At 45.0% G+C, this 19,968-nt stretch carries 18 protein-coding genes and 1 pseudogene; 12 read left to right on the top strand and 7 right to left on the bottom strand.

Going from position 1 to position 19,968, the window contains the following annotated elements:
- The first annotated feature begins 176 nt into the window (after window positions 1-176).
- From MKY82_RS16880 to MKY82_RS16870, 3 genes are read left to right on the top strand one after another with little or no spacing between them, the layout of a single operon-like run.
- Complete coding sequence (locus tag MKY82_RS16880; protein ID WP_233354946.1) at window positions 177-1,226, top strand: alpha/beta fold hydrolase; 1,050 nt, start codon at window positions 177-179, stop codon at window positions 1,224-1,226.
- Window positions 1,223-1,654: a hypothetical protein gene (locus tag MKY82_RS16875; RefSeq protein WP_194542822.1), complete on the top strand. Its 432-nt coding sequence runs from the start codon at window positions 1,223-1,225 to the stop codon at window positions 1,652-1,654. Before MKY82_RS16880 ends, MKY82_RS16875 begins: the two co-directional genes overlap by 4 nt.
- Window positions 1,647-2,309, top strand: a complete 663-nt coding sequence (locus MKY82_RS16870; RefSeq protein WP_339293897.1) for a DUF998 domain-containing protein — start codon at window positions 1,647-1,649, stop codon at window positions 2,307-2,309. The genes MKY82_RS16875 and MKY82_RS16870 overlap by 8 nt, the downstream gene beginning before the upstream one ends.
- 330 nt (window positions 2,310-2,639) lie before the next feature.
- Here MKY82_RS16870 and MKY82_RS16865 read toward each other — a convergent pair whose 3' ends face one another.
- Window positions 2,640-4,616, bottom strand: coding sequence for an ATP-dependent DNA helicase (locus MKY82_RS16865; protein WP_339293896.1), 1,977 nt, complete (start codon window positions 4,614-4,616; stop codon window positions 2,640-2,642).
- Window positions 4,617-4,887: 271 nt separating this feature from the next.
- On the opposite strand from MKY82_RS16865, the gene MKY82_RS16860 reads away from it, so the two are divergent.
- Together MKY82_RS16860 and MKY82_RS16855 are read left to right on the top strand one after the other, a co-directional pair.
- The gene (locus MKY82_RS16860; RefSeq protein WP_233354945.1) at window positions 4,888-5,745 is read left to right on the top strand and encodes a serine protease; all 858 of its coding nucleotides are present in this window, start codon (window positions 4,888-4,890) and stop codon (window positions 5,743-5,745) included.
- Window positions 5,746-6,176: 431 nt separating this feature from the next.
- Entirely contained in the window at window positions 6,177-6,575 is a 399-nt protein-coding gene (locus MKY82_RS16855; protein WP_339293895.1) for a peptidase M56 BlaR1, read from the top strand.
- Between the two features lie 410 nt (window positions 6,576-6,985).
- Here MKY82_RS16855 and MKY82_RS16850 read toward each other — a convergent pair whose 3' ends face one another.
- On the bottom strand, window positions 6,986-8,170 hold the full coding sequence (locus MKY82_RS16850; RefSeq protein ID WP_339293894.1) for an MFS transporter: 1,185 nt from the start codon (window positions 8,168-8,170) through the stop codon (window positions 6,986-6,988).
- Window positions 8,171-8,887: 717 nt separating this feature from the next.
- Between MKY82_RS16850 and MKY82_RS16845 the strand changes: the two genes are divergently transcribed.
- Entirely contained in the window at window positions 8,888-9,478 is a 591-nt protein-coding gene (locus MKY82_RS16845) for a TetR/AcrR family transcriptional regulator (RefSeq protein WP_194542818.1), read from the top strand.
- Between the two features lie 300 nt (window positions 9,479-9,778).
- Window positions 9,779-9,949 carry a hypothetical protein gene (locus MKY82_RS16840; RefSeq protein ID WP_194542817.1) on the top strand — a complete coding sequence of 57 codons (171 nt, stop codon included), beginning with the start codon at window positions 9,779-9,781 and terminating at the stop codon, window positions 9,947-9,949.
- 301 nt (window positions 9,950-10,250) lie between these two features.
- Here the strand turns inward: MKY82_RS16840 and MKY82_RS16835 are convergent, their stop codons facing one another.
- The 3 genes from MKY82_RS16835 to MKY82_RS16825 all read right to left on the bottom strand — a co-directional run bounded on the left by MKY82_RS16835 (window position 10,251) and on the right by MKY82_RS16825 (window position 13,206).
- Window positions 10,251-11,342, bottom strand: coding sequence for a hypothetical protein (locus MKY82_RS16835; protein ID WP_339293893.1), 1,092 nt, complete (start codon window positions 11,340-11,342; stop codon window positions 10,251-10,253).
- Between the two features lie 81 nt (window positions 11,343-11,423).
- Window positions 11,424-12,491, bottom strand: coding sequence for a HAMP domain-containing sensor histidine kinase (locus MKY82_RS16830; protein ID WP_339293892.1), 1,068 nt, complete (start codon window positions 12,489-12,491; stop codon window positions 11,424-11,426).
- Window positions 12,492-12,495: 4 nt separating this feature from the next.
- The gene (locus tag MKY82_RS16825) at window positions 12,496-13,206 is read right to left on the bottom strand and encodes a response regulator transcription factor (protein WP_194542814.1); all 711 of its coding nucleotides are present in this window, start codon (window positions 13,204-13,206) and stop codon (window positions 12,496-12,498) included.
- A 326-nt stretch (window positions 13,207-13,532) separates the two neighbouring features.
- On the opposite strand from MKY82_RS16825, the gene MKY82_RS16820 reads away from it, so the two are divergent.
- Window positions 13,533-14,957, top strand: coding sequence for a hypothetical protein (locus MKY82_RS16820; protein ID WP_339293891.1), 1,425 nt, complete (start codon window positions 13,533-13,535; stop codon window positions 14,955-14,957).
- 51 nt (window positions 14,958-15,008) lie between these two features.
- Entirely contained in the window at window positions 15,009-16,232 is a 1,224-nt protein-coding gene (locus MKY82_RS16815; RefSeq protein WP_339293890.1) for an MFS transporter, read from the top strand.
- Between the two features lie 106 nt (window positions 16,233-16,338).
- Here MKY82_RS16815 and MKY82_RS16810 read toward each other — a convergent pair whose 3' ends face one another.
- Window positions 16,339-16,701, bottom strand: coding sequence for a helix-turn-helix domain-containing protein (locus tag MKY82_RS16810; RefSeq protein WP_339217249.1), 363 nt, complete (start codon window positions 16,699-16,701; stop codon window positions 16,339-16,341).
- A 116-nt stretch (window positions 16,702-16,817) separates the two neighbouring features.
- Between MKY82_RS16810 and MKY82_RS16805 the strand changes: the two are divergent.
- A pseudogene (locus MKY82_RS16805) lies at window positions 16,818-16,925 on the top strand (winged helix-turn-helix transcriptional regulator); the annotation flags it as partial.
- Window positions 16,926-17,006: 81 nt separating this feature from the next.
- Here MKY82_RS16805 and MKY82_RS16800 read toward each other — a convergent pair.
- Window positions 17,007-17,618 carry a TetR/AcrR family transcriptional regulator gene (locus MKY82_RS16800; RefSeq protein ID WP_220685185.1) on the bottom strand — a complete coding sequence of 204 codons (612 nt, stop codon included), beginning with the start codon at window positions 17,616-17,618 and terminating at the stop codon, window positions 17,007-17,009.
- A gap of 205 nt (window positions 17,619-17,823) precedes the next feature.
- Between MKY82_RS16800 and MKY82_RS16795 the strand changes: the two genes are divergently transcribed.
- Both MKY82_RS16795 and MKY82_RS16790 read left to right on the top strand, forming a co-directional pair.
- The gene (locus MKY82_RS16795; protein WP_339293889.1) at window positions 17,824-18,525 is read left to right on the top strand and encodes an NAD(P)-binding oxidoreductase; all 702 of its coding nucleotides are present in this window, start codon (window positions 17,824-17,826) and stop codon (window positions 18,523-18,525) included.
- Between the two features lie 305 nt (window positions 18,526-18,830).
- On the top strand, window positions 18,831-19,928 hold the full coding sequence (locus MKY82_RS16790; protein ID WP_339293888.1) for an MBL fold metallo-hydrolase: 1,098 nt from the start codon (window positions 18,831-18,833) through the stop codon (window positions 19,926-19,928).
- Window positions 19,929-19,968 lie beyond the last annotated feature (40 nt).

The raw sequence follows: 19,968 nt of genomic DNA, 5'->3' as shown, positions 1-19,968 counted from the left end.
TCCAGGAGCCGGATGAATGGTTTGATTCTTTCAGAATTCTATTGGAAGAGCGTCTCGACAAACTCGAGGAGTAAATGCTGGACTACAAGAATAAGAAGGAGGACTTATGGCAGGTATCAACAGTTTTATCTAGAGGCAGAGCCACATATGACGTAGTAGGGGCATCGGGCAAACTAGTGTACTTAGACACTTTTTCCGACAGCGATTGGAATATCGTTTCGGATAGCGAAATGTACACAACCGTGTTGTTCGAGGAGAAAAGCGGGGGGACGCGGATTAGCATCGTGACGCGATTCGCTACCAACGAACAATTGGACCGCGCTGAAGCGATAGGCATGATTGAAGGATTCACCGATGCTTATGATCGACTGGAAGAATACTTAGAAACGTTAATGGGAGGCAAAAACACAATGGAAACCGTTATTTCAAAAGATGGGACACAAATCGCTTATACCAAACAAGGGACTGGCCCTGCAATCATCCTCATATCATCGGCAGCGGCTGATTATCAGGATGCTTCTCCGTTAGCCGAGCACTTGTCGGTCAACTTCACCGTATACAATTACGATCGTCGCGGTCGAGGCCGCAGTACGGATACCTCACCTTACGAGATCGCACGTGAAGTGGAAGACATTGAGGCTTTAATTACAGTCGCCGGAGGGCAAGCTTACTTGTTCGGAAGCTCATCCGGGGCCGTGTTGGCGCTTGAGGCCGCGAACTTGTTAGGAGATTCAGTCGCAAAGCTCTTCTTGTATGAACCGCCATTCATAATTAACGACAGCCGTAAGCCGGTACCTAGTGATTACGTCGAACATTTGAATGGACTAATCAAAGCCGAGAAAAGGTCTGAAGCAGTCGAATATTTCGCATCCGAGGCTCTAGGCATTCCCGGGGAATATATCGACTATATGAAAGCCGATCCTTCTTGGAACAAGATGGAGTCCCTGGCGCATACTCTTGCTTATGATGGCATCATTATGGGAACGACGCAATCCGGGAACCCGCTGCCAACCGGCAGATGGAACGTTACGATTCCTACTTTGGTTATGACAGGGGAAAACAGCGAACCGCTTTTCCATGACGCGGCACGCGCACTTGTCGAACTTCTTCCAAAGGCTGCTGCACATTCGCTTGCCGGTCAAGATCATTCCGCTGTTATCATGGCTCCTGATGTTGTAGCAAAAGCCATAGCGGATTCCGAACAAGTTAGGAGAGTGGGAGCATGACGAATATTCAAACGTTGGACCGACTAGTTGGTACTTGGCAAATCAGCGGCGGAGCAGAAGGAACGGTAACCTACGAGTGGATGGAAGGCGGGCACTTTTTGATACAGCACGTCCATCTTTCCCAGAACGGACAAGAAGTGAAAGGGATCGAGATGATTGGGCATTTAAAACCCTTCGGCGAAAGCAAGAGTCCGGATATTCGGTCCCGTTATTATGATACGTTAGGCAATACCTTCGATTATGTGTATGAATTGGAAGGGGACTCACTCGTCATTTGGGCTGGAGACAAAGGATCGCCTTCCTATTATAAAGGGGCATTCCGCTCTGACGGAGATACCCATTCGGGGGCATGGCATTACCCCGGCGGGGGAGGTTATGAAACGATGATGACGAGAGTCTCGCCAGCAGGAGGGATGGGTATTGGTTAAGCAGTTGGTTATAGCAAAACCTTTAACGGTGACGGCTTCCAGATTCGCGCTAGCGTCAATTTTCTCAGGTGCATTGTTCGTGCTTCTCCTATGCAGCCTGCATCTGCTGCAGCCCGAATTTGATCCGACATGGCGTTTTATCAGCGAATATGCACTTGGCGACTTTGGTTGGATGATGCACCTGGCTTTTGGATTGCTGGCATTTGCTCAAATCAGCGTAGCAATTACGATATTCCCGCATATACGTACGGTTACGGGTTACATCGGACTTGTAATTCTTGGAATCAGTGCAATAGGCGTAATAATCGCAGGCATTTTCGTGACCGATCCCATCTCCGTTAGTCCGGATGATGCAACGTTTAGCGGCAGCATGCACTCATTTGGAGCGATGTTGGACTACACGCCGGTAGCCGCATTACTGATTAGTCTTTCATTATGTCGACTTGATGTTTGGCGTCCTGTGAAGAGAGTGCTGCTCACAAGTGCGAGTATTGCAATCGTCGCGATGCTGGTATTTGTGTTTCAAATTCCGCGAGACGGGCAATTCGGACCGGAGGTTTTGGCCGGTATGTTCGGACGGTTCTTAATCTTGGCGGAGATTACGTGGCTGATTATTGTAGGGATTCATGGAGCCAAGCTCGGAGCTTCTAAGTAAATGTAATCGAGGTAAACGCAGAAGAAAAAATACATGTATTGTTATTGCAGGGGAAAAACAGAGATGCCATGATTGGAGAGAAGAGAGTCCGATCTTATCATTATTAGAGTGGTTGTTCGAGAACACCGGACAATCCAGAAAATTGCTTGAATTTTTACGTTCCAATTATATTGATTACATCTCAAAATAGTGTCTATGAGTAACATTCCCACACATAATACAGTATAAAAACACCTGTTCTGATACGCTTCAGGTCTGCTTTATGACTTGAATTGCGTTACAGAACAGGTTTTTTCCGAGCTTACTTAAAATACGATTTCGAAGGATTAACTACAACGATTCTACTTGAAGTATAGCTCCAGGCGGCAATACGGCTTCAACTCTATCTCTGACATGCTGATTGAGCAAAATTTCCGCATCCAAGATGGCTGCAATCCCTTGATCCGTCGATGAGCGAATGAGTCTACCTAATCCTTGCCGTAAGCGAAGCAGCATATATGGCAGGTCTACTTCTTCAAATGCTGAATCAGCGGCTTCCCGTTTAGCCTTAAATACAGGATCTTCCGGGGGATAAGGCAGTGACCAAATCATAACATTGGATAATGAAGGTCCCGGAACATCCAACCCCTCCCATAGGCTTGCCGCACAGAGCACGCTTTCCTCTGTATTTTGGAACTCAGCTATGAGGCTGCTAATCTCACAGTCACCTTCATACAGCATGGTATAGGATGCGAAATCTGGATGGTGCGAAGCGGCTTGCTTAAACTCGCGAAGCTCATTCATAGTTCTAAATAACAATAAAGCTCGTCCTTCGGTACGTTTGATCAGCTTGGCCGCCAGGGCCAGCTTCTTCGCAGCAGCAACCTCACTCCGAATCTCTCCATCTTGCAAAAGTTCACGCGGTGCTAAAAGCTTCATCTGCTTCTCGTAATCGTACGGAGAGTTCACGGAAAAAGATAAAAATTCGCTAATTCCGAGACTTCCTGCTACATAATCAAAAGATCCATCTACCGACAAGGTTGCTGATGAGAATACAATCGGCATCTGAAGCCCGAATACCCGTTCCTTCAGCACTTCCTTGACCGTTTGCGGCATAATGGCAAGTGTTGCAGCCCCATCCTCATTTTCTTCCGCCCAGCAAATGAAAGTATCTGGATCACGGAACAGATGAAGAGCCGTTTGGATCATCTCCAGATGCTCCTCAACGATACGCAGCTTATATTCATCAAGCGTATGCAAGCCACTCTCAAAGACCAGCTCTTCATCAATTGCTTCGATCGTACCTTTCCAGCGATTCAGTTCTTGAAGAAGCTTCTCATCCATTCGGATTTGTTTTCGATCAGAACCGGGTATCGCAGTACTTTGCTCCGCTACCAGAGAAAACACAAGCTGACTTTGATCAATGGAATCTTCAATTCGTTCGGCTAGCGTTTCCCTGATCTCTCCATCTAGAAGACGAGTAATAATCTCTTCATATGCACTATGCTTCAGCTTATAACTGAGGGCATGTTGTGCTGCCGATTCGAGTAAATGTCCTTCGTCAAAGACGACTGAACTATGTTCCGGGAGCAGTGGAAGCTGACCTTCTCTTTTTCTTCCCTCATAGGTCCACACATGTTCCATATAGTAATCATGGGAACAGATAATAAGATCTGTAGATTTTCGATAATGGTCCCGAGATAAGGTCATGCCGCAGCGATGTCTTTGATCACATACAAAACAATCCTGAAATGAATCCCAGTTGATCTTATTCCACTGTTCATCATTCAGATGAGGGTATTCCTTACGATCCCCGTAAGGGTAAAAAGATTGCATCGTTCCTGGGGAATGAACAAAATCAGGAAGATTTTCATACACGTTTTCAATAACCGCTGCATCTTCATCCTGAAGACGAACGCCGTCTATTTTTTTAAGACATAAATATTGATCAGGGGATTTACCGAGCCGCGCATCAATTTGTAAGTCCAAATAACGGGCAAGCTTAGCTATGTCTCCTTCCTGTTTTACAAGTTGCTCAATGAGCGACTCATCTGCACAGGCAATCACTGCAGGCTTGCGTGTATATCTTGCATAGTTAACTGCATAAAGCAGATACACGAGTGTTTTTCCCGTACCTACCCCAGCTTCAGCGAAAATTGTTTTCTTACTGGCATAGGCTCTTTCCAATTGGTAAGCCATAAATATTTGTTCATCCCGGACATCAAATCCATGTTCAGGCAACACATCATAAAAAACATCCGCAACCCAATCGCCGACCTGCTTGACGAACGGTTCTGACGGATCATAGGAGAAAGGATATCGCTCCACGCTTACGCCTCCGACACGATCATATTCTTATTAGGAAAACTAAAATTATCTCATGATTGACGAGGTTTGGCAACCTGTTTTTCTCATCGTTTCAAAGAGACAGGAAGTGAACACTATGTCCAAAACGATAATAATTAAAAAAACAAAGCTGCATTCCAATGAGATCGTAGCTTGTTTTACTTGTATTATACGTTTTATCCAATCGTTTCCGATCGCGGTCTGCCAAGGTTTGGTATAATTATCTTAAATCCGTGTTTTTATTCTATTTCTCTTGAGCAGGGAGGTATTTTCCATCCGTAACGATGAGCCGAATGATACCAAAACATCCGCCGATCCGGTAAATGATACTGATATCCCACTTGAATGGGAAGAAGAATTTTGGAACCTGGAAGATGACAATGAAGAAGATGAGTTGAATCCACCACCCAAAAGAACATGGATCAAAAAAACAATTATTATTATGTTGGCCATTCTTCTACTCGGTAATCTAATTGCTTTTATACCACAGATTTATAATCTACCGACACTACGGTTTTTGAAAAAGGATTCACAGTTATCACAAGATGAACAGATCCAGCAATATAAGCAAGCCGTTGTCAACGTTAGTATTGATGGTCGGAAAGGTACAGGGTTTAATATCGCTCCAAACGGACTCATTATAACGAATCAACATGTTATGGATAATGACAAGGCTTGCATCATCCAATTCTTTAATGGAAAAACATATTTGGCAGATGTTATCGTAAGTGACAGCGAGATCGATATCTCCATACTAAAAATTAGAGACAATGCGAACAACCTACCTACACTCCAATTGGAAACAGAGATAGCCTATCAAGAAGGCGACCCTATTCATGTCATCGGAAATCCGCTAGCATTCTCTCGAATCGCCACTGAAGGCACAGTGCTAGGATTTACCCCATTAGAGAGTCCACAGCTCCCCATGCTCATGATACAGGCTCCAATTCATAACGGAAACAGCGGCAGCCCTGTTATTAACAATAAGGGAAATGTGATTGCAGTTGTGTATGCCACAACAACTACATCCCAGGGAGGCCTCTCTATCCCCATAGGTCTTGCTATTCCAATCGATTATTTGGAGAAATATGAAAAGATTATGTTTCAATAGTAGTAGGCAGCCGATCCATATGGATCGGCTGTTTAAAGGATAGAGAATGATCTTGCTGCGATAACAAAAGGATAACGATTTACAAAATGTAACCATTAGGTCAGTCCAGTCGCTGTTATAGCGGCTTTTTTTTATTTTATCGGTACATTTTTGTATCCCGAGCCGAAGACAGGAAATTATACCGATTGCCGTAAAGGACAAGAAGATGGTCCGATTACCGATTAGATAGTTATCTATGACTCCACAACACTTGGTGATAATAGTGGCCATGGCATGTTACAAATATACCCAAAAGTACTATTTCATCTGATTCAATTTTTTCTATGTAACTTTGTTTCCTTTATTAGTGTTTACTAAGTTGAAGGAAACAAGAAAGTGGAAAGAAAGGGACGGAACGATTACAGAGTAAGTGTGAGAAAGGAGTGAAAAATGTGAGGGTGTATTCTAAAGGCATCAGAAAATTGATTGGTCTGGTTATTATTGTTTGTGTAGTAGGAGGTGTACTGGGGTACCAAAGCTCATTTGCTAAAAGCACGAACAATCAAAGCTCCGAACATTCTCCTAACTATCCTGAAAATGAAAACGGGCAGACATACGGTTCATCCTCAGATGCTGCTTCTCCAGAAACAGAACCCGAATTAATTAGCGCAATAGGCATAGATGGCACTACAGGATATGTGCTGAAAAAAGATTTAGACGGTGAACAACCAAAGTCACCCCAAGATGCCATCGCGATACAGAACAATAGTTCACCAGATGGTCGTGATATCCCTCTTTATGAAGTTGAAGGTACAACCGTAATTGGTGTGTTTCGTGTTGGAGGAAAATAACAATAAAGTATGCCCAGTGTTAAACTAAGGGCAGGGGAGTTCTATAATTTACGAATACTCTACATATGGAATCATTTACGAAGTTGGTAGAAAAGACGTTATACTAAATTTTTGCAAATCCTATTTAACTGAGGAAGAGATCATGAGAAGTAGAATAATCGGAATAGCAGTACTTATTGCTTTGGTAGTTATATTTATTTATATGGAAATTATCAAAGATCTTTTCCGACTCCATTAGGAGCTATAATAACAGTAGTAGGAAGTGTCGGGGGACAAGATCATGGTCCCATTGAAAGTCGCTAATTTAGCGGCTTTTTTTGTATTAGCGGTACAAGTTCTTATCCCGAGTCGAGGACAAGAACTTGTACCGCTTGCTGATTAGATGAGTGTCTAATGTTATGGACAGGTTATTAGCATGATTGGTTAGTGGAGGCCTTCACCGCCGAATGCCGTGATGCCATGCTGGACAATACAATCACGGCAATGATGGCAATGAGTACGCCGAGTACCCCGAACCAGGTAATGGATGCCAAAGAAACACGGTTAACGATCAGCCCGCCGATTCCTGCGCCGACAGCCATGGCAAGTTGCATCATGGAACTGTTCAAGCTCAGCATGACGCCCGAGGATTCAGGAACAAGCGAAACCAAGTTAAATTGCTGCGCCGGAGCGGATGACCAGGCGGCAAAAGACCAGAGGATCAAAGTGGCGAATACGGCAATGACCGACTGTCCGACTAAGGATAGTAAAATCAACGAAATGACGTGAAGCACCATCCCTGAAACGAGCGTGTATTTAATACCCCGTTTATCAGCGCTGTAGCCGCCGACTTTCGAGCCAATCAAACTGGCAATGCCGAACACGAACAGTGCTGCGCTAATCAATGAATCATTTAAATGAGTCACCTCTAGCAGAAAAGGGGAGATGTAGGTATAGGCGAGGGAATATCCTCCCAACCAGAAAAAAGTAATCGCTAAAGCAACCAAAACTTGAGGTTTTTTTAACAAAGCAAATTGTTTGATCAAAGGGACAGGCTTGTCGCCCTGTATACGTGGAAAAACCGCAGCAATGACAAGCATGGCGATGACACCGACAATGGCGATGGCCAGAAATACCGCTTTCCAGCCAAAAGCCGAGGCTACCATTCTGCCGAGGGGGACGCCGATGATGAGCGATGCGGTAATGCCCATGGTAACGTTGGCGATGGCGCTAGCCTGCTTGCCTGGCGAAGCGATTTTGGAGGCGATGCTGAGCGCGTTAACGGTGACCACCCCCGCGCCTAACGCCGTAATGATTCTCGCGGCAATGAAGAGACCGAAGCCGGACAATATAAATGTCAGTAGATTTGCGGCAATAAAGAGACCCAGTGAATAAAGGAGGAGCTTACGCCGGTCCATTTTGGCCGTCAGCGCCATAAAAATAGGCGTGCCGACCGCATAGGCCAGAGAATAAACCGTAATGAGCTGGCCTGCTGCCGCAACGCTTGTTCCCAACGTCTCTGCGATCCGGTCCAATATCCCGGAAATGATGTAATTGGATGTTCCAACTAAAAAGCTGACCAAGGCTAGAACGTAAACTTTCCATGTGCTCTTCATAATTCACTCTCCTGATGTTATAAATATAAATCAATAAAACAAAGTACTATGATCGCAGTTTGGATACATATGTAAAACTCCGAAATTCGTGCATATATGATCAATCACTCATATATTAATTATTTGTATTCATCAATCAAAGAACCCCCCAGCTTGTTGACTGACTCTAATATAGCTGTACGACGCCTTGATAGAATCTGATGTTTATAACCTGTAAAAGATCTTAGCTCGCCGCTGTTTATTCGGGTCCCACAATCTTTTACATTTTGTTATCCTTAGGCATTTCATTAATGAAAGTTACATCATCGACTTCCAGCCTCACCCGTGGAATGCACCGACTTTGCCGCCTTGCTAATGGCCATCAGCATAATCGGAAGTTAGTAGCGGCTGAAGGAGCCAGCGTGATTTGCCGTAATGTTTCGGTCAATTCCTTCAGCGAAATCTTGAGCTCGGGATCCGCCGACCGGAGCTCTCGAATACATCAAAAAAAATTGGTACTCCATCATTAGTGATGGTGTAAAATCGTCATGGGTTCTCTCCTCCTTCTAGAAATGTGGCATTTTGCATTTTGCAATACAACGTTAGTTGTTTGAACAACACTTGTTGTATTAATATGCTATAATACCAACCGAATGGTGTGCAATCATCAATAACCATAAACCGTTGTATAGACAACACGATTTCTATAATGTCGTTTTATTAGGGGAGATTTTAACCATGACAATCAAAAAGAATGAAGCTGATCCTCGTGTGATACGTACACGGCGACTCCTTCAAGACGCTTTTGCTTCATTAATTCAAGAAAAAGACTTTGAATCGATAACCGTTAGGGATATTGCAGAGAGGGCTACTGTTAACAGAGCGACTTTTTATGCGCACTTTGTAGATAAATTCGAAATTCTTGAGGCCAGACTAATGGAATCCTTTATGACAATCATAAATCGTAGAATAAGCGGTCACGAAGTATTAAATGAAGAAACCATTCAGAGTATTTTTCTAGGTATATGCGATTTTCACAAGGGTCTAAGCACTATGTGCAAAAGAAGGTATACCTCACTTGGAGCTGTATTCGAACTTCAAATAAAGGAAAAAATTCAAACGATACTGCTTTCCTTTATAGACAAAGAAAAGATGCTATCGACTCCAAACGCGCAATTCTTAATAAATACAGCTTCTATCATGCTAAGTTGGGGGATGTATGGGGCTGCTTACGTTTGGAACAATGAGGGGCGACTCATAAGTGCGGAATCATTCGTTAAACAGACTATGCCCTTAGTGATGAACGGAGCCAAAGAATTGCTGGGATAGGTCTTGTCATTATTTGCTGCGGATGAAACAAGATACAATGCGGAGAAGTTGCGAGTCCTTAATCAAACCATGTTCGATTTTCTTTTGCGGTTACAGCAATGTAGTACCCCGGGAGATAAGCAGTTTGAAGCGATGTTTGAATATGCCGTGCATCAGAATCATTATGGGCTCCTTCTCAAACGGTTAAATGAAGTGGATGCGCAGGACTTTATTTGATCGGATGCTTGCTTCTATCTTTAAGTGCTTGCAGCTAAGGACGCATAATTTTACCGATGAATATTCTGACGGAGAAAATGTTGCATGGACAAACGGGTTATGGAGAAGAAGGGGGACTATATCGGTCGTAACGGAGGGTGTCACCGCAATGAACATTTCGACAATTGCAAAAAACAAGTACCGGTTATTTTTTCGACCGATACTGAGGAAGATTTTCGTTATATGATAGAGCATAATGAAAATAAATTTGGATGACGACTGTCAAATGACATGAAATTACCATGTTGTAGGAATCGACACAATAATCTACATTTTCAACGGGAAACAACAACTCAATAAGGCAGCCGGCGAGAATGCTCGGCTGTTTTTTATTGAGCTATCGGGCAGGTGAGTGAAACAAAAAACAAAGTGTCTAAAACTCTTTCTATATGTCGCCAGTTTCATTATAGCCGTGTTACTTACATCCGTATCAGCCGTTTGCTTACAAAGGGCATAAATCTCCGGCAAGCTCTAGATAGGTGCGGACCGAGCAAACCGAATCACGGGATACCCTGTATCATGTGCATTGACGGCATTTCCCTTGTCTCCGGTAATAGTAGCAAATGGTTGCTACCCCCAGAGCAATCCCCCAGATTGGCATAAGTAGAAGCGGCGTTGTGCCTCCCCAATTCTGAAAATCACCGCTCATCGTAAACTCAAGAGTGACTTGGATGCCGGTAACCGTTAACAGGATCGCAACGAATCCGGCAGGTAGGACGGCTAAAGCAGGAGGGACACGTTGACCACCCAAAATCGGAAACCAACGGGGGAAGCTTTCCCCCCAAGGCTTGATAAGTCCATGTGTGAGAAAGGCACCTCCGATCGAGACCAAGGCAAGTCCAGCTCCGGCCCAATCCGCCCCAGAAGCCTGCAGGCTGTATAGCATTTCATTGGTGATTCCAAAAGGAATTCCGAACAGCCAAGCTATACGAGTGATATCATAATAAAGTGGGGCTAGAATCGCTGCATAGGTTGCCCATCTTCCCAAACGAGCCACTGCGTTCATCCGCCGTAACGTATGACCCTTGCTTCGTCCGCAATACCTGCAAGCATCGCGGGTGTGGCGCTGGTAGGTCAAAGCCGTTGCGGCCCATAACAAACCACCGATGAGACAGATATATTGGTTCACGACCGGCCATGTGAAGAAATCGAGATAGTTTAATGACTGTCCGAATAAGGCTCCGATCAAGGATAGTGGGGCATATGCCATCCCCATCAGTGCGCGGGGATCCGGGATCGCAAAGCAAAGGACGATGGCTGCGCTCCAAGCGTATAGCAGCATGATTGCTCGGGTGATCCCGCGGGGTTTCCGATTTAATAAGAGTATAGTCCCTGCTCCCAGTAAACACAGGCAAGCGATGAACAGCCCGCCGTTTGCGGCTGCTGCCTGCCGGAACAGGGAGTGAGCCGCACCTGGATCATTAACCGAGCCTAGCGGGAAGCCCGGGCCCCCTGCCCACCAATATAGTCCAAGCGCGCCGTAAGTGATCGTCCAAATAAACGTCGCGTAAGGGACCCACTCCGGCCAACGCTTCCACCAATGCAGCGTTGGAGTTTCCGATTGATCCGGCAAGGCTGAGGATACATTCTTTTCATTTGCGGGATTCATAGATCACGCCTCCTTATACATCGTTACGATCAGTATAAGAAGGCTGGGTAAACATGAGGTAAACGGGAACAAAACTTCACCCTAATTGTGCTCTGCCTGCAGCCTGATCATAATAGAAGTCCCTTCACCAAGAGAGCTTTGGACAGTTATTTTCCCGCCGTTCGCCTCGATAAATTTCTTAGCGATGGATAATCCAAGCCCCGCATGTTCGTTTGTTGATTGAATCGTATCACGCTCCGCAAGCTGGTTGAATCCGACCCCGTTATCTTTGATGCGAATCTCCGCAATCCGAGGATCGAGCAGCTTAATTCGAATCTCAATCTGGGTATTTTCCGGATTATGGACGACGGCATTGACAAGCAAATTCCGAATAGCACGTGTCATGAGTTTCGGGTCGCAGCTTATCGATAATTGTTCTGGTTCCGACTCCATGACAAATGCATATCCGACAGCCCAAGGAGCACTGCTGACATCCGCTACCGTTCTGCGCACAAGTTCAACGATATCCGTATGCTCTGCATTTAGAGGAATCGGACCATTAACCGTTTCATTAAGGTCCTCAACGAGTTCTTGCAAATGCGCGGCTTTCTGCTGAATAACCGACAGGAATTCGATTTGCTCCGTTTCGCTCCACCGATAATCAGGGTGAACTAACATCGCGGAATAACCGGAGATATAGGTTAACGGTGTTTTCAAATCGTGAGAGATCCCTCGAATCCATTCCTGCTTCGATTGTTCCGCTTCGCGGAGCGCCTTCTCGTTGTTTTGGAGCGTGCTGCCAAGCATTCGTAGGTGCTCGAACACTTCCTTGTAAATCGAATACGGAATTTTCAGCGTGCCTTTGTGATCGGAGCGGAGGTCTTTCCAGCCCGGGGGCGGATCGAACCGTCCACTAACCAGGCGCCTGATCCAGACGATCATGATGTAAATCGGCTTCCCTAGATACCATCCGATCAAAAGCAAGGTAACAACAAAGAGAACGCTGCACAAGACGACCACGAAGATTTCGTAATGATTCGATGTGCTACCGGTCCGAATCAGATCCGGCCAGAATAACCAGGCAACCCCGATGATGATCACTTGAATACAAATCAATAGAAAAACGAAAGCCGCCAGCAGCTGAAGAGCGATGCGTAGCATAAAATTCATGATATTAGCCTCCCGACGGCGGAACGAACTTGTATCCGATTCCTCTTAACGTAACGATAACCTTAGGAGTAGACGGATCGACTTCCAGCTTCTTGCGTAATCTTGAAATATGAATGACAACAGTCTTCTCATCACCATGAACCATCGAGCCCCATATTTGCTCGTATAGCTGCTGGGCTGTAAATACTCGGTTGGGGTGCTTGCAGAAATAGAGGAGAAGTTCAAATTCCTTTGCCGGACAAGGCGTATCCTTTTGATTGATAATGAGCTGGCCCGTTGACCGGTTCACGGTAAACGTCTTGAATCGATAAAGTTCTTCGGCGTTTTGATGATTGGATTCAACCATCATACTCCGCCTTAAATGTGCCTGAATCCGCGCGATAACCTCTAGAGGGTTAAATGGTTTGGTTACATAATCGTCCCCGCCCAAGAACAGGCCACGAAGTTTATCCAGGTCGCTGGAACGGGCAGTCAGAAACAAAACCGGAGTCGTGATGGTTTTGCGCAATTCCGTGCACAGCGAAAATCCATCCATGTCCGGAAGCATGACGTCAAGAACGATCATATCGAATCGTCTTGTTTGCACGGCATGGAGCGCTTCAGCTGCGGAACCGGCTTTTACGATATCGATAAATCCTTCTTTTTGAAGCAGATTTTCAAGCATGACCAAAATACCTTCCTCATCATCCACTAACAATATAGCTTCGCTCCGCATATCGTAGGTCTCCTTTTAAATAGTGATGCCGTTGGATTATCAATCCGACCTATATTAAGTACGGCAATCTAGATAAATATCCTGCATGCTCGGAAAAGTGTATTGCCTGATGACATAGAAGCTGCTCATAAGGAAATGAAGGTTTTTTTACTCCTCATAGTCCCAGTATCAAAAAGTATCCTACCTTACAAAATTGATCGGATCAAACAATAAAGTGCGTACTACTCAAGCATAAAAGAACCTGATAACCTACATATAGAACGATCATTCCATATTTCAATGAGCGTTACGATCGTTTAAAAAATGGTTAGGAGAGGTGCGAGAAAATGAATAAATATCAACTCGATTTAAAGGATAAGCAAATCGTATGGGGGAAGGCAATCGATATTGAGCCTCTTATTGGCAAGTATCCGAACGACTCCATCAGATTGGGCACGAACGAGGCATTGGATTGGAATTTGCCTGCCGGTATATATCGGGCAAAGGATATCGTTATGGAGCTAGACAAAATGCTTGAAGCGATGCTGGTCCAGCTTGGGGAACCGGTAAACGGTGATCCGACAGTGCTGTTGAACAGCCTTCAGGCCAACTTGGCGATTACCGGACGTGTGTCAGCCCTCCCGCTTGGCCCCCTGGCGCTAGAAGATAAAGCCGGCCTTGAGCTCACAGCTCAAGCGGTGCGTATAGGCGAACAATTGGTAAGCTGGGCGAGGGATATAAATTCAGAAAAGCGGGCGCTTGCACAATATGGTTCAGAAGCCCTTGGCAAGCTGGAATTTCGAAGCCATTGTTATGGTCATCCCCTGATCCCGGAAGCTACCGCTCAAGTATGGGGACCATATGGCGGCCCGAGGATCATGCAAATTTATAATGAATACTTGCACCAATTCGTTTTGCTGCGGGACGCTTTGCTTCCGTTCGCAAATTGGGAGGAGGTTCCGTTTGAAGTCAAGGAATATTCGGAGTTTAAAGGGCTGCGTTTTCTGGAGCCGATCCGGGAGATATTTTTAACACAGTTACTCGGAAAAAAACTCACGCACAAATCGATTGTTCAGTATGCGCAAGGTGTGGTCAGCTCGGGTTTGAACGTAGCCGGTTACGGCTTCCAATACCGTCTGGGAACCGTCTTGCCGGCAGGCTTGGGTGAATCGGCCCGGACGGCGGCCCTTTATCTGCTGAAGTGGCATCCGGTACAAACGATAGCTGCAAATGAACCACAAGATGTGATTGCGGTCTCGTTCGATTATGAATATGACGACTATTATGCTGCGCCGCGTGTCGAAGCAGGTAAGGGTACACCGTTAAAAGAGGACATATTTTCGTTTTCTGGGGAGAATTACGATGAACCTATCATTGCCCGGTTGCTGCCAAATTACGGTACCGATAGAACGACCCTGCGATTCAGCATAGAAATGGATGAACACGAGTTTTCGGTAGATCTCGGTCAGCTTTTTAGGGGGCAGCGCTTTATGTATCGGCCGCATAGAAGCGGCAATGCAGGCACTTCATTTCCGCAGAGGAATACCATCAGCTCGCACTTTGCAGCAGACATCCTCTCCCACTCTGGATTGGTGACGAATAAAGACGACATCCATTTCATTGCAACCGGCGGAAATGAACTGGTCTTATGGGCTTTGTTAGGCAAACTGTATCCCGAAAATGTGGTTTTATTGGACAAAGGGGATCCGGAGGAGCTGGAAGCGGCTTATGTTTCAGGCAAAGGCTACGGTACACAATTTTTATTGCTGTAAGTCGTAAGAAATGAGATTTACATTCTGAATAGGAGAGGAAAGAGAAATATATTGACTAAACAACAAAAGTTTCTGACTATGAATTTATTTTTATTGACTTTTGTCCTGGGAACCAGTGAATTTGTGATGGTCGGCTTATTATCCGAAGTGGCCTTGGATATGAAGATTACCATATCGGCCGCAGGCTCCCTTGTGACGTTTTTCGCTCTGTCTTTTGCCATAGGTACTCCGGTTTTCACGGCGTTATTCAGTCGATTTTCTAAGTATCCGCTCATTCTCACTTTGATCGGCGTATTTATTGTTGGAAATATAATCACGGCTATATCAGGATCGTATGGTTTGCTTATGGTGTCCAGAGTGATCGCGGCCGTGGTTACCGGTGTCTTGATTGCACTTGCAATGGCGGTGGCCAGCGAAACGATGCCTATTGATAAAAGAGGTCCGGTGATCTCCATTATTTTTACGGGTTTCACCGTGGCCAGCGTGCTGGGCGTCCCCCTTGGCACTTTCATCGGACAATGGGGTGGGTGGTCTATGGCTTATTGGTTTACCACGACACTGGGGATCGTTTCACTAATAGCTTGCTTCGCAACCATTCCAAGAGGACTAAAGGGGACGCGGAGTTCACTAAAAAAACAACTCAAATTATTCGCCTATCCTAGAATTGTGCTTGCTTTCTTTATTCCTGCGTTAAGCATTGCAGCAACCTATAGCGTCTATACGTATTTAGCTCCTTTACTTGAAAATGTGCTTTTTGTTCCGGCACGCTACATTAGTCTTGTCTTTTTACTGTATGGCATCGTGTCCATCTTCAGCACATTAATAGGAGGTAAGCTGGCTGTCTATGACGGGATGGGAAAAATTCGCTATGTATTTCTGGCTCAGGCCGTCATTTTAGCATCACTTTACTTTACCTCCGGATCGCTTGTATGGGGACTCGTCAGCATCTCATTCATGGCTCTTGTTGTTTACCTTATGAACTCGACGATGCAGCTGTATTTCATTGATTGGGCAGATCAGCATGTTCCGGAAGCAAGAGACCTCGCTTCGTCCTTAACCTCTGTATCCGTCAATGTTGGTATTGCGATGGGATCCGCCTTGGGCGGATATGTCACGACGAACATGGAGCTCATTGATATTTCTTGGGCAGGAGGGATTGTAGCCGTATTAGCTGCGGTGCTGGCTTTGATCAACTATGGACTGGAACGTGGGGCCCGCAGCAGCACGTTAAAAGAGGAAAATGGACAGCACGGCCAGTACGAAGGAAGCTTGTGAATACGAAATACAAAGCTAAGAGGTACCCTTTTTGGGTACCTCTTAATGTTCTATTTATGGCGTGTAACGATTAAAGGACAGCGAGTTGTGTTCAGCTCATTTTTTCTCATGCATGCTTTTGATTGGTGTACGATACTTCATTGGGAAAGCTCTCGATATAAGTCGAGCCAAAATCACATAACATCAGGAGCATGGGAGCCAACTGTTCGCCCAACTCGGATAAATCGTATTCCACTTTAGGCGGTGAAACTGGATAAACTTTGCGACTAATGAGTCCGTCTTGTTCAAGCGTTCTTAGCTGCATCGTAAGCATTCGTTGTGTCGTGTCCGGAAGGAGCCGCTGCAGCTCATTAAATCGGATCGGACCCTTTGCCAACTGGTTTAAAATAGCTATTTTCCACTTGCCGCTAACTAAACTGAGAACAATTTCGGAGGTGCAACGATATGTTTTGTCTCTAAACGTTATCATCTTTTAAACACATCCCTATCCGTAATATAGGAGACCAGTTCGTCTCTAACTTATGAAGAATTATGGATCGATTATTCCATATATTAATTCTAATCTTGATCGTTTGTCAAGAACTTGTGGATCGAACACTTCGGGAACTGGGTCAATCACTTGAACCCATTTTAAGATCGCTTTGTGATTGGGGAGGGAATTACGCAGAGCAATCCTACGTCAGAAAGACGTAATAAAGCGGCTGCGTTCTAACCGCTCCATGGACGCCGGATTATCCTTATACCGGAAGGGTTGAGGTTATTTATCTAATGTATTCATTGATTACACGATGTTGTTTGGTGGAAGTCTCCTTCAGTCAAGCGTATATCAGCATTAAGATTCCGTTCAAGCAATGCCCCGACCCGCCACGCCATAAAGGAAGGAGGGAGAGGCCTTCCATTCTTGAACCACCATTCCACTACCCCTACGATAGCCGCTCCTAGAAATTGAATATCAACATTCACACCGTCCGCTAACCCTTGATTGCTCACTTCGGACATATTGTTCTCTTTCTCTAACTCTTGGATAAAAAACGCAAGGAATCGATTGCGGAAAAAAAGGGTCCCCTTACTCGCGAGCAATGCGGAGAAGAATAAAGAATGGTTCTCGAAATACTCGAACCATAACAACCCCGCATCCCTATAATCGGCGTCATCGTCTGTCGATTCGCAGATATTCCGCAGATCATCAATATGCTCCTCAATAAGCTTATCCAGAAGATCAAATTTGTCCATGTAGTGAAGATAGATCGTTCTTCGGCTAACATCTGCCCTGTCGGAAATATCTTGGATCGTAATCTGATCAAATTCTTTTTCGATCATCAGTTCAATTACAGCCATTTTTATGGCTTCTTGGGTTTTTCGTATCCTTCGATCCAGCTTTAACAATGAGCATCACCAGCTTCTCTGAAAAATAAATACACAATTCTAAAGGATTTGTGAACTAATGCACGGAACCTGCCTTTTTAATAATTGTAGACTTTCAACTTCTGTTTACAATTATACATAGTTGTTTCTTAGTATACTATTGTGCAATTTTGTGCGTTTATGAGGATGAAGTCAATCATGATCATCAGTCGAAGGGGACCATTTAATGAAAATTGCGATTATTGGAGCCACAGGGGGAACTGGAAGGAAAGTTATGGAGCGGGCGCTAGAATTGGGACATGTGGTTGTAGCCGTGGCTCGCCGGCCGGATGTCATTACCCCTGCAGAGCGTCTAATCATCCGGAAGGGGGATGTATTCGACGCGCCTGGGATGGCTAAAGCCATTGCCGATACAGATGCGGTAATCAGCTGTATCGGTCCACCCAGTAACTTCTCGCCGGGTACCGCAAAGAAGGGATTCCTGAATATCATGGCAGCAAAGAGTGTCATGGCGGCAAACTTCTCACCGGGTACCGTCATGTCGGAGGGAATTCCGAATATCCTTGCGGCCTGTCAGCGGACTGGCATTAAGCGTCTAGTCATGCAGAGCGGCATTAATTTGAGCAATGGAAAAGAACTTTCTGTTGTAAATCGCTGGGCAGTAAGCATGATGCGCCGCATCTATTGGAAGGCGATCGAGGATAAGGCGATTGCTGAGCATGCGGTAATACAGAGCGAACTGGATTGGGTCATTGTACGAGCGTCAGTGCTCAAATACGCAGACGGCACTCTAAAATATACAGCAGGCCCATCAGCTCGCATCGCCCCACTCCGGCCGCTACCCTTTATGGACTGTGCCGACTGCCTATTGCGGGCGGCGACGAGTGAGCAAGCATGGGTCAGGAAGATCGTCAATGTTGGACGATGACATGTTGATTGGATTAGCAGCATGGGCAGCATAGCTTGGAGCTGAATGCGAATCTAACACGAATAAGGAGGAATGATTATGGCAGAAAAGGGAATGGACCTATGATCACATCCCCAACCAGAGTGGTCGGGTACAAAGAAGCGGTGGATTTTTTTTCGCCGAATATTAACGCCTTTAACTTCAAAACCAGCATCGAAAGGCGGCCTCTCCATTCTTCGTGCACTTATTCGCAGTTCTTTCATACGGATTGTAGTTTACTGTTCAGCAAGTAATGCTTTTACACCTCAGGAAGGAATGAAAAAATCATGTTTTATTTGTTCCTCTTTTTCGTCGTCGTCACTCTTATCGTTTTATTGTTTATAAGCATACACCCAACCTTTGGCGGCAACGCAATGAAAAAACAAAAAACGGCGTATAGTAAGTTTGATAATTTTTCCAATGGGAAATTTGTCAATCAGGTTCCTACAAAGATGAGCATGAGTGCTATGGATCTCCTCTCCATGATAAAGGATTTTATTGCTGGAAGAAAAGATCGTAGCCCTAGCGGGCCCATTCAGGAATCAGTCATGGATTGGAACAAAATAAACAGCGAAAAAGATAGTTTAACGTGGTTCGGGCACTCTGCTTTCCTATTGAGTATTGATAATAAAAAGTTATTGGTGGACCCTATGTTAGGACCCGTTGCTTCACCGGTTTCCTTCGCGGGCAGCAAACGATACGGAAAAAATATGCTGCATATTATTGATGAAATGACATTTTTAGACGCTGTTTTTATTACACATGACCATTATGACCATTTAGATTATTCTTCCATCCAAAGACTGAAGAGTAAGGTCGGTCATTTTTTTGTTCCTCATGGAGTAGGTGCCCATCTTAATCGATGGGGAGTTGCAAAGGAAAAAATTATAGAACTCAATTGGTGGGATGAGATTGCGTTTCAAGGTTTAACGGTTGCTTTAACTCCTTCGAAACATTTCTCCGGTAGAGGAATTTTCAATCGCGATACTACCTTATGGGGTGGATGGGTTATTCTTGGGAAGAACACACGGGTCTATACCAGCGGAGATGGAGGATACGATTCACATTTTAAGGAGATAGGCAAGAAATACGGACCATTTCATATGACCTTAATTGAAGGCGGTCAATATGACAAACGATGGGCTTGGGTACATATGACACCAGAAGAAGCTGTTCAGGCTCATTTAGACGTAAATGGGAAGAATATGATGTTAATTCATTGGGGGGCTTTTACCCTTGCTTATCATGCTTGGACTGAACCGGTGGAACGAGCATTACAAAAGGCAAACGAAGCAAATGTTAATTTAATTATTCCTAAAATTGGCGAAACTGTTTCATTAACTGGAGAGGTTACTGTTCCTTTTTCAGCTTGGTGGGGAAGTTAAGTTGAGGAGACTTTGCCGATCGACGGATGTCGCACCAACT

The sequence above is a fragment of the Paenibacillus sp. FSL W7-1279 genome (assembly GCF_037969845.1).
GTDB lineage: Bacteria > Bacillota > Bacilli > Paenibacillales > Paenibacillaceae > Paenibacillus_AQ.
This window is presented reverse-complemented; position numbering and strand designations above follow the sequence as displayed.